We start from the raw sequence: 11,715 nt of genomic DNA, 5'->3' as shown, positions 1-11,715 counted from the left end.
GTCGTCACCCCAAACGGCAAGGTAACCGTCCGCTATGCAAGTAGGCTTTACCAACTTGGTATCGGGCGAAAATACACTGGCGAAACCGTCCTTATGGTCATCACCGACAACCATGTCACCACATCATTAAAAGAAACTGGCGAGATCATCACCGAGCACTACATCGACACGTCTCGCAATTACCAAAAACCTTATTGGAAGAAAGGCCAGCCACCCCTGACCTAAAAGTAAAAACGGCGCCTCGGAAAAAGAAAAACCGAGACGCCAGTTTGTCCATGATGTCGCGACTGAAGTGTCAACTATGTCGCGACTCATGACAATGGCGCCCCCGGCAGGACTCGAACCCGCGACACATGGGGTAGAAACCCACTGCTCTAATCCACTGAGCTACGGAGGCATACGAGTAGATGATAATGCACGCGCACGTGCGCTGAATTTGCGGGGCAGCCATACCGTAAGCGTGGCACAGCCGCGCAGGTCGGTACGGGGCAGCGTGGCACTGTCGCGGGGGTTCAGTGCGCCGCCGCAGTGACGCAACCAACATCACAAAACCAGGAAGTTCACCCTGTCCGGAGCGGAGGGTAAGGTTCCAAACATGTCCTCCCAGGCAGATCAGGAAGCTAAGCAAGAAGCGCCAGCCAAGCCCGCACAGGCGGAAGCGCAAACCCCGTCCCAGCCAGCGAAGCTGGGCAACCCCGGCCTCGTGTACCTCATTGGCGCACTCGTCGCCGGGTGTTTCGGCGCGGCCATCGGCTACTCCTTCCTCGGCGAATCGCTCGCGCTGCTGGGTATCCCGGACCCCGGCCCGCTGACCACTGTCGGCCTGCCTTTCGTCCGCGGCGCGGCGATCTTCATCGGCTGCCTGGGGCTCGGCGGGTTCCTGATGTCCGCCTTCGGCACGCCCCCGGACAAGCAGGGTTATCTCACCCTCGACGGCTTCCGTGCCGCACGCACGGGCACCTGGGGAATGATCGGTTTCGCAGTCCTGTCGATCCTGCTGATCCCCATGTACATGTCGGACATCTCCGGCAGCCCCCTCAAAGAGGTGCTCAAGCCCGAGTACTGGGGGATTGCACTGGATCAGGTGTCGGCGTCAAAGGCTTGGCTCTGGGTAGCCATCTTCGCTGGCGTGGCCGGTGGGCTGTCGCTGCTCACGCGGAAATGGATCTGGCAGCCGATCTTCCTGGCGCTGTCGGTCCTTTCACTGGTTCCGCTGGCCCTGGAGGGGCACTCCGCGGCGGGCGGTAACCACGACTACGGTGTGAACTCGCTGCTCTGGCACATCATCTGCGTCTCACTGTGGGTGGGTGGCTTGCTGGCCCTGCTGGCGCACGCGAAGCGCCGCGGCCCGCACCTGGCCCTCCTCGTCCAGCGCTACAGCACCTTGGCGCTGTTCTGCATCATTGCCGTTGCGATCTCCGGCTTCATCAACGCACTGCTGCGCGTCCACCTGGACGAGCTCTTCACCACCCAGTACGGCCTGGTCATCGTCGCAAAAATGGTCATGACGTTGCTCCTGGCTTGGTTCGGCTGGGAGCAGCGCTCCCGCATCATCCCGAAGCTACGCGAAGGCGAGGGCGAAAGCGGTAAAACCACCAACGCTCAGCGCAAGCCGTTCATCCGCTTCGCTGCACTGGAGATCTTCATCATGGCCGCCACCATCGGCATTGCCGTCTCCCTGGGCCGCATCCCGCCGCCGATCGAGCAGATCGTTGACCTCACGCAGCAGGACGTACTGCTGGGCTACACCCTCACCGAGCCGCCGAGTATCGGGCGTTACTTCACCATGTTCCGCCTGGACCTCATCTTCGGCGTGGGCGCGATCCTCCTCCAAGCCGGTTACATGTGGGCCTGGCTGAGCATCCGGAAGCGCGGCATCGAATGGCCCATCCAGCGCCTGATCTGGTGGACCGCCGGCAACGTCACCCTGCTGTTCGCCACCAGCTCCGGCCTGGGCATGTACTCCATGGCGATGTTCGGCCCACACATGCTGCAGCACGTGATTCTCTCCATGGCCGTGCCCGTGTTCTGGGTCCTTGGTGGCCCCATGACGCTACTACTGCGCGCCCTGCCCGCCGCCGGCCGCGACGGCGTGGCGGGCCCGCGCGAATGGTTGGTCGTGTTCATCAACAACCCGTTCTCGCGCTTCCTGACGCACCCTATTGTCGCCGGAACGCAGTTCGTTGTCGGCTTCTATTACCTCTATCTTTCGCCGCTTTTTGACGCCATTGCGGGTGAGCACGCCGGCCACCTGTTTATGATGCTGCACTTCATCATCTCGGGGTACATCTTCTATTGGGTGATCATCGGCGTGGATGCTGCACCGCGGAACCTCTCGCCGTTCATCAAGATGCTGACGCTGTTTGCGATGGTGACTTTCCACGCATGGTTCGGTATTGCGATGATGCAGATTTCCGAGCCGCTGAATGCGGAGTTTTATAACCAGTTGGACTTCCCATTCCCTGTGGACCTGGATCACCAGCAGTATCTGGGCGGCAGCATCACCTGGGCTCTGGGTGAGATTCCGCTGCTGGTGGTTTCCATCGCCCACGGATTCCAGTGGCTGCGTTCCGACCGGCGCGAGGCCAAGCGTTTCGACCGCCGTGAAGAGCGTACGGGCGACGAAGAGCTGGAGGCATACAACGCGATGCTGGCTGGGCTTTCCAGCGGACAGATTGATACTGGCAACCGCGCATACTACGGCGATGATTACCACGACCAGGACGTTCAGAGCTCCCTGCACTCGGCCAAGCACAAGTCGCAACACAAGGCCCAAAATCGGGGCCAGAGCCAAGCCCAGAGCCAAGCCCAGCGCCAGGCTCAGGAGCAGGGCAAAAAACAGGCTCAGGGCAAGGCCGAAACCAAAGCCGAGGACAAGCAATCCCGCGGAAAGTCGGACTAACACACACCCGGCCGCGAACTGTCAACCCCCTTCTTTTCAACCTGTGGATAAGCGCCTTGGATGGGCGGAGTTGTCCACAGGGTGGCGTCACGAAGAAAAAGAAAAACCCCGAAACGCGCTAACAATAAAGCCACGCGCCGGGGAACAAGCTTCGGTGCGAAAACAAGGAAGGGGACAAGTCGGATGAGCAACAATCTGGCGCAGGCATATCTGGTGGGGAACGCGGTTGACCACCCGCAGATTCGGATCAAAGGGCTGGACGGCGGGCCCACACTCACCACGTTCCGCGTGGCGATGAACCACCGCTACCAAGGCGCGGACGGGCAGTGGAAGGACGGCGACCCGTGCTACATGGAAGTGCAGTGCTGGGGAGCGCTGGGCGATAACGTCAGCGCGACGGTGTGCAAGGGGATGTCCGTGATCGTCGTCGGACGCATCGTGCAGAGCACGTGGGAAGCCAACGGCGAAGATGGCCAGCCCGTGACCCGCAGCGTGCTGCGCGTGCGTGCGACTCACGTGGGTCCGGACCTGAGCGCCCGGAACGTGTTGGTGAACGTCCGTAAGGCCGTGGAGCAAAACGCACAGCAGAGCGCCGAGCAGAACCTGGCGCAGAACACAGCGCAGAACCAAGCTGGCTCCCCGGAGCTAGTGGGAGTCGGCGCGGGCGGCCAGGAAGAGGAAGTGGAACCTGCGTTCTAAGCGCTAGTCTCAGCGCTAATCCAAGCGCTTAATGGGCGCTAAATGGTGAGGCCGACCTGGGCCGCTCGGGGGAGTAGCCCAGGTCGGCCTTCGCACGGTGGCACCACGTACACTGGGTGGGCGAATACATTGGGACACTAACCACGAAAGGTCAAAAGAGTTCACCGTGGGCGAGTTCATTTACACCATGAAGAACGTGCGCAAGGCGCACGGCGATAAAGTCATCCTGGATAACGTCACGATGGCGTTCTACCCCGGCGCCAAGATCGGCGTGGTGGGCCCGAACGGTGCAGGTAAGTCCTCCATCCTGAAGATCATGGCTGGCATCGATCAGCCCTCGAACGGCGAGGCTTTCCTGGACCCCGGCGCAACCGTCGGCATCCTGCTGCAGGAGCCGCCGCTGAACGAGGAAAAGACCGTTCGCCAGAACGTCGAAGAGGGCATGGGCGAGATCTTCGAAATCCGCCAGCGCTACGAAGAGATCGCCGAAGAAATGGCCACCAACTACACCGACGAGTTGATGGAAGAGATGACGACTCTGCAGGAGAAGATCGACGCTGCAGATGCGTGGGAGCTGGACTCCAAGATCGAGCAGGCCATGGAAGCGCTGCGCTGCCCGCCGTCTGATGAGCCGGTGACCCACCTCTCCGGTGGTGAGCGCCGCCGTGTGGCCCTGGCGAAGCTGCTGCTTTCCGAGCCGGACCTGCTGCTGCTCGACGAGCCCACTAACCACCTGGACGCCGAGTCCGTGCTGTGGCTGGAGCAGCACCTGAAGGACTACAAGGGTGCCGTCCTGGCCGTCACCCACGACCGCTACTTCCTGGACCACGTCGCCGGCTGGATCTGTGAGGTCGACCGCGGCAAGCTGTACCCCTACGAGGGCAACTACTCCACCTACCTGGAGACCAAGGCCAAGCGCCTGGAGGTCGCCGGCAAGAAGGACGCGAAGCTGCAGAAGCGACTCAAGGAAGAACTGCAGTGGGTCCGCTCCGGCGCAAAGGCCCGCCAGGCCAAGAACAAGGCGCGTCTGCAGCGCTACGAAGAGATGGCTGCCGAGGCGGAGAAGTACAAGAAGCTGGACTTCGAAGAGATCCAGATTCCGACCCCGCCTCGCCTGGGCAACCAGGTGGTCGAGGTCAAGGATCTGAACAAGGGATTCGACGGCCGCACCCTGATCAAGGATCTGTCGTTCACCCTGCCGCGCAACGGCATTGTGGGCGTCATCGGCCCGAACGGTGTAGGTAAGACCACCCTGTTTAAGACCATCGTTGGCCTGGAACAGCCGGACTCCGGCGAGGTGAAGGTCGGCTCTACCGTGCAGCTGAGCTACGTGGACCAGAACCGCGAGAACATCGACCCGGAGCAGACTGTCTGGGAGGTAGTCTCCGACGGCCTGGATTACATCCACGTCGGCCAGAACGAAATGCCTTCCCGCGCGTACCTGTCCGCATTCGGCTTCAAGGGCCCGGACCAGCAGAAGCCTTCCAAGGTGCTGTCCGGTGGTGAGCGCAACCGCCTGAACCTGGCGCTGACGCTGAAGCAGGGCGGCAACCTGATCCTGCTGGATGAGCCGACAAACGACCTGGACGTTGAGACCCTGTCCTCCCTGGAGAACGCTCTGCAGCAGTTCCCGGGTTGCGCCGTGGTCATTTCGCACGACCGCTGGTTCCTGGACCGCACCTGTACCCACATCCTGGCTTGGGAGGGCAATGTTGCCGAAGGCCAGTGGTACTGGTTCGAGGGCAACTTCGAGGACTACGAGAAGAACAAGGTCGACCGCCTCGGCCCGGAGGCTGCACGTCCGCACCGCGTGACGCACCGCAAGCTGACACGCTAGTCGGGAAACTCGGCGGCGCAGCAGTGCGCCGGCACCGCGCGTGACCACAGCGCGCTGAAGTAGCTCGGCGGCGCAGGCCAATTTGCTGGCCTGCGCCGCCTTTCTCGTTTAAACCGTGTAACTACGTGAACCTGTGTGAACGATGTGGCAGTATTGGTTCACGAAACAAAAGTTATCTGTGAGGTTCTAAGCGAGGTTTGAAACGCAATGCCCTTCATCGAACACGAGGCCACCGGGACTCGCTGGCACACCTGCCACCGCGAGCTCCGCTGGTCCGACTTCGACCAATACCAGCACGTCAATAACGCCAAGTACCTGGAATTCGGCCAGGACGCGCGGATGGTCTTCCTCAAAGACGTGCTGATGGAAATGGACATTGCCGTGCCCCCGATGTTCGCGCGCCACACCACCATCGACTACCCATTCCCGCTGTCGCCGGGGGAGTCGGAAGTGGCCGTGACCTCCTACTTTATCGACGTCGGGCGCAAATCCTGCACCATGCGCCAGGTCGTCCAGGATTCCGTCGGGCGGATCACCTGCACCATCGACGCGGTCATGGTGGGTATCGACGTGATGACTGGGAAGTCCCGCGAGTGGAGTGAGCAGGACATCGACAACATCAACCAGTTCTTGATTCCGGAGGACCACGAGGTGGTCACCGACCGCGCCACCACCGCCGCGCGCTTCTAGGCAGCGCTTGTTGTGTCGTGCGCTTTCGTCCCGGCGCTGCCCCGCTGACCCGCAAGCGCCCAGCCCGCGCGAGCTTTAACCCTGAGGAGGGCTAAGGTGGGGGAACTATGGGCGTCACAATCGATCTACAGGGAACAATTGATTCGCGATCCGCGACCGCGGCCGTGAGTGCCATGCGGCGCGCGGGGGCGGTGATGAAGCGTGCGCTGGTGATGGATCCGGGTGCGCTGGTGCGGTTGAGTGCTGTGGGGGAGCGGTCGACGGATCTTTTTATTTCGACGCCCCTAGGCTGCGTTGCTTCCGTCCGAGTGCCCGGACAAGTAGGCGGCGCCGGCACGGTGGCCTACGCCAGCGACGCGCTGGAGGCCATCGTCGCGTTTGAACCCGGCCAGCAGACCCTCAACCTGGGCGCGGACATGGACCTGATGTGGGTTGGCTCGCCGCCTCCGCAGCAGGGCTTCGAGCTGATCGACACGGTACCGGGGGACGTGGTGCGCGGCCTGCACGCGGACATGGCCACGGAAAACGAGGCGAACTCCGGGCCGATGGGGATTGCGCGCAGCCTTCTGGAGCAGCAGGTGCTGACGGTGCAGCGCACGGACGGTGCCGCCGAGGGCGCGGAGGGTAATGACGCCACCACCTCCGTCGCCCTGGAGGGGCGAACCATCGCGGCACTTGGCGGCCTGCGGCTGGTTCCAGAGCCAGGGGAGAAGCTGCGGGACTATGACTATGTGCGCGTGAGCGCCAGCGGGTCGTGGATTCGGGTGGATGCACTGGTTGGCAGCGTGTACGCGCCACGCCCCGGTGGACTGGCGCGGGTTCCCGGGCCACGCTAGAGGTTTGGGGAGCCGCCGCACGCGGGGGTGCTGCGACGTGAGCGATTTAGGAACCGGCGTACATGTCGTAGCCCAACTTGGTGCTCATGACCACGACAACGACGAGCAGCGCGATGCGGACAAAGCCGGTTCCCTTGGTAAGCACCAGGCGTGCCCCAATTTGCGCTCCCGCCACGTTGAAGACCGCCAGGCCGAGGCCCAGCAGCCAAAGCACGTGACCGCCGATGGCGAACACGGTTAGCGCGCCCAGGTTCGTGGCGATGTTGATGACCTTCGCCAGTGCGGCGGATTCCACGAAGGACCTGCTAAGAAGCGCGGTGAAAACGATAATGAGAAACGTGCCCGTGCCCGGACCGAAGAAGCCGTCGTAAGTGGCGATAGCTCCCACCGCGAACAGCGCGATGAGCCATCGGCGACGGCTCTGCGATGGAGCGCGTTGGGGTGTGCCAAAGCTGGGTTTGAGGGCGACATACGTGCCAACCGCCAGCAAGAGAATAATCACCAGAGGTCGCAGAACCTCGGAGCTGAGCGCTGCTACCAGCAGCGCACCAGAGGCCGAGCAGGCGAAAGCCAGCGGAACCCCATAGGCCACCAGGCGCCGATCGATCTTTTGGCGAATATCAGAGGATCGGAGCATGCGCGTGGCAGCCGATGAAGTGCCAAAAACCGCCGCGAGTTTGTTCGTCGCCATTGCCGAGGCTTCGGGGGTCGCGGGTGCGACGATCAAAATGAGGGGGATGAGGACGAGGCCACCGCCGCCGACGATGGCATCAATGAGCCCGGCGACGAAGGATCCCACTGCGAGGAGTGAAAACGCCTCGGCAGAAAGATCGGCTAACACCGTTAGAACTGATCGGGGGTGTTGACCAGCATGTGTGCGACCCGCTCCATGTGTTCCCACATGGCCGCGCGGTGTGCGTCGGGGAGCTGTTCCTTGTCGATGGTGGCCATGGCGTTACCCATGAGCTCTAGCCAGCGGTCGCGGGCGGCCGTGTCGATGCGGAATGGGGCGTGGCGCATCCGCAGGCGCGGGTGGCCGCGGCGGGCATTGAACTCCGCGGGACCGCCCCAGTACTGCACTAGGAACCAGCGGAGTCGATCCTCGGCGCCTTCGAAATCCTGCTCCGGGTACATCGGCGCGAGGATATCGTCGGTGCGGACCTGGCGATAGAACTCGTGCACGATGGCGCGGAAGGTCTCCTCGCCAACAGCGTCGTAGAAGCTAGAAGTCATGCCTCCAACCATATCTGTTCTGCCATAGCCGGCGGGGCAGGTTGGGCGCGGCCACGGCCGCAGGGGCGCAGCACAACCTGCCGCATGGGCGCAGCCGGGCGGTTACTCTCCCGCCGCGTCGAATGCGCGGGCGGCCTTGGCGCGTGCCACCCGGTCGCGGCCTTCGGAGAGCACGCGGCGCAGACCACTCGGGGTGTCTTCCGCCTTCACGAGTTCAGCGATGGCGGAATCCGTTTCGTCGCTGTGATCCCAGGAGGGATAGATGCCCTCCAGCGTGCGCAGAGCCATCTCCGAGTTTAGGGACTTCCACCACTCCACGGCGTGGGCAACGTAATCCTCGCTGAACTGCTGCAACAAGTCGGCGTGGCCGACGTGCACCAGACCCGCGTTGCGGTGGCGCAGGCTCAGGTTGCTCTGCTGCGGGGCCTCCACGGTCAGGGCGCGCCAGACCTGCTGCTTGGTCTGCTCATCCGGCACGGAGGAGCGCGCCTGCAGTGCCAGTGCTGCTCCGCTGGAGGACTTGTCCTGGGCCTCCTCGGCGGCAATGCGTGCTTCCATCTGCTCGGCGGTTTCGCCGGTGGCACGGGCCGCGGCGGTCAGCGCAATGATGATCGCCCAGCGCAGGTCCTGGTCCACGTTCAGGCCCGGAATCACCTCAGCGCCATCAGCCTCACCCAGCAGCGCGCGCAGCACGCCCGCGGACTCCGCAGAGTGCACGCAACCCACGTAGGCCCGGACGAACGCCAGTTGGGCCGGGCCTTCAGTCTCGCGCGCTGCAGCCAGGAAGGCCTCGCGCAGCTGCGCCCAGCCCTCGTCCGCCCAGTCCGGGTCGGCGTAGTTTGCAGCCGCCGTGCGGGCCTGAGCCAGAATCTGCTCCAGCACCGCCAGCTCGGTTTCCTCAGCCGCGCCGCCGGCAACCAGGCCAATGAAATCGCGCGCCCGCATCTGCGCATTGCGCGTCATCTGCCACGCCGCGGACCACACTAGGGCACGCGCCATCGGGTCCGTAATGCGCACGATGTTCGGCTTGCCGCCCTCGGCCCCGCCGCTATCCCCGCCGCCGATCGCCGTCGCCAGGGATCCCTCATCCAGCGCCATGTTGCCGTAGGCCAGGTCATCGTCGTTGACCAGCACCAGATCGCCGGCGGGCACGCCCACCAGCTCCGGAACTTCGGTGCGCTCGCCGGAAATATCCAGCTCCACGCGCTTGGTGCGCTTCAGCACATCTCCGTCAAAGCCGTACACACCCACGGCAATGCGGTGGGTGCGGGTCTCGCCCGCGCCAGGCTGCGCGCCGGACTGCTCCACGGCAAAGGAAGTGTAAGCCCCGTCGTTTACCTCAAAGACCGGGGTCAGGGTGTTAATACCCGTCGTGCGCAGCCACTGGTCCGACCAGTCGGAAAGGTCGCGCCCCGAAGCCTTCTCCAGCGCCCCCAGCAGGTCCGCGAACGTTGCGTTATCCCAGGCGTGCGCCGCAAAGTGCGCGCGGATGCCCGCGAAGAACTCCTCCAGCCCCACGTAGGCCGCCAGCTGCTTCAACACACTTGCGCCCTTGGCGTAGGTGATGCCGTCGAAGTTGGCCTCCACCGTCTCGATGTCGCCCGCGTCGGAGAACACCGGGTGGGTGGAGGACAGCTGATCCTGCGCATACGCCCACGCCTTCTCCTTGCTGTTGAAGGTCACCCATGCCGTGTCGTACTTCGTGGCCCCAGCCTGGCTCATGGCGGCCGACCAGGTGGCGAAGGATTCGTTCAGCCACAGGTCGTCCCACCACTTCATCGTCACCAGGTCGCCGAACCACATGTGCGCCAGCTCGTGCAGGATCGTATCCGCACGGCGTTCGTACTGGTAGTGGCTGGCTGCGGAGCGGAAGATGTACTCGTCGCGGATCGTCACCGCACCCGCGTTCTCCATGGCACCCATGTTGTATTCGGGGCAGAAGATCTGGTCGTACTTGTAGAACGGGTAGCCGATGCCGAACTTATCCGCGTAGTAGTCGAAGCCCTGCTTGGTCACCTCGAATAGCTCGTCGGCATCCAGGTACTCCGCCAGCGACTGGCGGCAATACAGCGCCAGCGGTACGCGCATCTCCCCGCTGGTCTGCAGGTTCTTCTCCTTCGCAGCCGCGGACTCGGGGTGCTCGGTGATCGTGCCGCGCCATTCGTCGCGCACCACGTGCCACGGGCCGACGCAAAACGCAATGAGGTAGGTCGACAGCAGGTAATCCACGGTCGCACTGTGCTTTTTCTTATTGACGCCCTCAGCCTCCGCCACGGAAACCTCGTTGTTCGTCACCACGGTCCACTCGGCGGGCGTGGTGAGCTCGACATCATAGGTCGCCTTGATGTCCGGCTGGTCGAAGCAGGCGAAGACCCGCTTGGCGTCCGCCGTCTCGAACTGGGTGTACATGTAGGCCTGGTCATCGCTGGGGTCGAAGAAGCGGTGCAGACCCTGACCCGTGGTGGAGTACGGAATTTCTGCCTCCACCAGCAGCTCGTGCTGGCCACTAGACAGGCCTTCGAGCGGAATGCCCGTAGTGGCGTCATAAGTAAAGTCCCCAAGTGCGGTGCCATCGAGCTCCACCCGCGACAGCGAATCCGCGCGCAGGTCCAGGAAGGTGGACCCGGCGCCGGAGGTGAAGGTAATGCGGGTCAGCGAGCGGAAGTGCTTGTTCTCGGGCTTCTCGCCGCCGGAAAGATCCAGCTGGATGGTGTAGTGAACATCGCTGATGAGGTTGGCGCGGTGCTCGGCCTCGGTACGGGTTAGGTTGATGGAAGTCATGCAGACCACCCTAGTAGCCGCGCCGGACAGGGTTCCCGCGCCATGGCTAGAGTGGGGGACATGACCGATACAAAGAACCAGACCGTAACCATGTTCTTCGACGCCATCTGCCCCTTCGCCTGGGTTACCAGCCGCTGGCTGATGGAGGTCCAGGAGGTCCGCGACGTGGAGGTGAAGTTCCAGCCGATGAGCCTCTCCGTCCTGAACGAGGGGCGCGACCTGGACCCCGCCTACCGCGAGAAGATGGATGCCGCGTGGGCGCCGGCGCGCGTGGCCACCGCGATTTGGCAGCAGCACCCGGAGAAGCTCTCCGCCTGGTACACCGCCATCGGCACCAAGATTCACAACGAGGAGCGCGCGGATGCAACCGACCCGCACGGCTACGACGAACTGATCGCCGAGGCTCTGGAAGAAGCTGAGCTGCCCGCCGAACTGGCAAAGGTTGGTCACCTGGCCGCCGACGACGAAGGATCTGTAGACGCGGCTCTGCGCGAATCTCAGGACCAGGCGATCGAGCTGGTGGGCGACGAGGTCGGCACCCCGGTCGTTCAGCTGGGCGACGTGGCCTTCTTTGGGCCGGTCATCACCCGCATCCCACGCGGGGAAGAGGCAGGCAAGCTGTTCGATGCCTCCGTGACCCTGGCGGCGAACCCTCACTTCTTCGAGCTGAAGCGCTCCCGCACCGAAGCGCCGGTCGCGGAGTAAGACATCCGCGGTAGAACACTTGCGGAGTAGCG

9 protein-coding genes, 1 tRNA gene and 1 pseudogene are annotated in these 11,715 nt (G+C 63.4%); 7 read left to right on the top strand and 4 right to left on the bottom strand.

Features of this window, described 5'->3' with window-relative positions; all coding sequences use genetic code 11:
- Positions 1 to 225: pseudogene (locus HMPREF3166_RS09895) on the top strand (IS481 family transposase); the annotation flags it as partial.
- Positions 226 to 320: 95 nt separating this feature from the next.
- On the opposite strand, the gene HMPREF3166_RS01850 reads toward HMPREF3166_RS09895, so the two are convergent.
- Positions 321 to 397: transfer RNA gene (locus HMPREF3166_RS01850), tRNA-Arg, on the bottom strand.
- 198 nt (positions 398 to 595) lie between these two features.
- On the opposite strand from HMPREF3166_RS01850, the gene HMPREF3166_RS01845 reads away from it, so the two are divergent.
- The 5 genes from HMPREF3166_RS01845 to HMPREF3166_RS01825 all read left to right on the top strand — a co-directional run bounded on the left by HMPREF3166_RS01845 (position 596) and on the right by HMPREF3166_RS01825 (position 6,964).
- Positions 596 to 2,902 carry a bifunctional copper resistance protein CopD/cytochrome c oxidase assembly protein gene (locus HMPREF3166_RS01845; protein ID WP_070487393.1) on the top strand — a complete coding sequence of 769 codons (2,307 nt, stop codon included), beginning with the start codon at positions 596 to 598 and terminating at the stop codon, positions 2,900 to 2,902.
- 183 nt (positions 2,903 to 3,085) lie between these two features.
- Complete coding sequence (gene ssb, locus HMPREF3166_RS01840) at positions 3,086 to 3,601, top strand: single-stranded DNA-binding protein (RefSeq protein ID WP_070487392.1); 516 nt, start codon at positions 3,086 to 3,088, stop codon at positions 3,599 to 3,601.
- Positions 3,602 to 3,767: 166 nt separating this feature from the next.
- The gene (gene ettA, locus HMPREF3166_RS01835) at positions 3,768 to 5,438 is read left to right on the top strand and encodes an energy-dependent translational throttle protein EttA (RefSeq protein ID WP_070487391.1); all 1,671 of its coding nucleotides are present in this window, start codon (positions 3,768 to 3,770) and stop codon (positions 5,436 to 5,438) included.
- A 207-nt stretch (positions 5,439 to 5,645) separates the two neighbouring features.
- Complete coding sequence (locus HMPREF3166_RS01830; protein WP_070487390.1) at positions 5,646 to 6,128, top strand: acyl-CoA thioesterase; 483 nt, start codon at positions 5,646 to 5,648, stop codon at positions 6,126 to 6,128.
- A 107-nt stretch (positions 6,129 to 6,235) separates the two neighbouring features.
- Positions 6,236 to 6,964: a DUF8185 domain-containing protein gene (locus HMPREF3166_RS01825; RefSeq protein ID WP_070487389.1), complete on the top strand. Its 729-nt coding sequence runs from the start codon at positions 6,236 to 6,238 to the stop codon at positions 6,962 to 6,964.
- 46 nt (positions 6,965 to 7,010) lie between these two features.
- Here HMPREF3166_RS01825 and HMPREF3166_RS01820 read toward each other — a convergent pair whose 3' ends face one another.
- From HMPREF3166_RS01820 to pepN, 3 genes are all read right to left on the bottom strand, one after another.
- Positions 7,011 to 7,805: a TSUP family transporter gene (locus HMPREF3166_RS01820; protein WP_049049703.1), complete on the bottom strand. Its 795-nt coding sequence runs from the start codon at positions 7,803 to 7,805 to the stop codon at positions 7,011 to 7,013.
- A gap of 2 nt (positions 7,806 to 7,807) precedes the next feature.
- Positions 7,808 to 8,197, bottom strand: a complete 390-nt coding sequence (locus tag HMPREF3166_RS01815) for a globin (protein WP_080971933.1) — start codon at positions 8,195 to 8,197, stop codon at positions 7,808 to 7,810.
- A 102-nt stretch (positions 8,198 to 8,299) separates the two neighbouring features.
- Complete coding sequence (gene pepN / locus HMPREF3166_RS01810) at positions 8,300 to 10,978, bottom strand: aminopeptidase N (protein WP_070487388.1); 2,679 nt, start codon at positions 10,976 to 10,978, stop codon at positions 8,300 to 8,302.
- A gap of 42 nt (positions 10,979 to 11,020) precedes the next feature.
- On the opposite strand from pepN, the gene HMPREF3166_RS01805 reads away from it, so the two are divergent.
- The gene (locus HMPREF3166_RS01805) at positions 11,021 to 11,683 is read left to right on the top strand and encodes a mycothiol-dependent nitroreductase Rv2466c family protein (protein ID WP_083293793.1); all 663 of its coding nucleotides are present in this window, start codon (positions 11,021 to 11,023) and stop codon (positions 11,681 to 11,683) included.
- The last annotated feature ends 32 nt before the right edge of the window (positions 11,684 to 11,715 follow it).

The sequence above is a fragment of the Corynebacterium sp. HMSC08A12 genome (assembly GCF_001807485.1).
In the GTDB taxonomy this organism is placed as follows: Bacteria; Actinomycetota; Actinomycetes; order Mycobacteriales; family Mycobacteriaceae; genus Corynebacterium; species Corynebacterium evansiae.
This window is presented reverse-complemented; position numbering and strand designations above follow the sequence as displayed.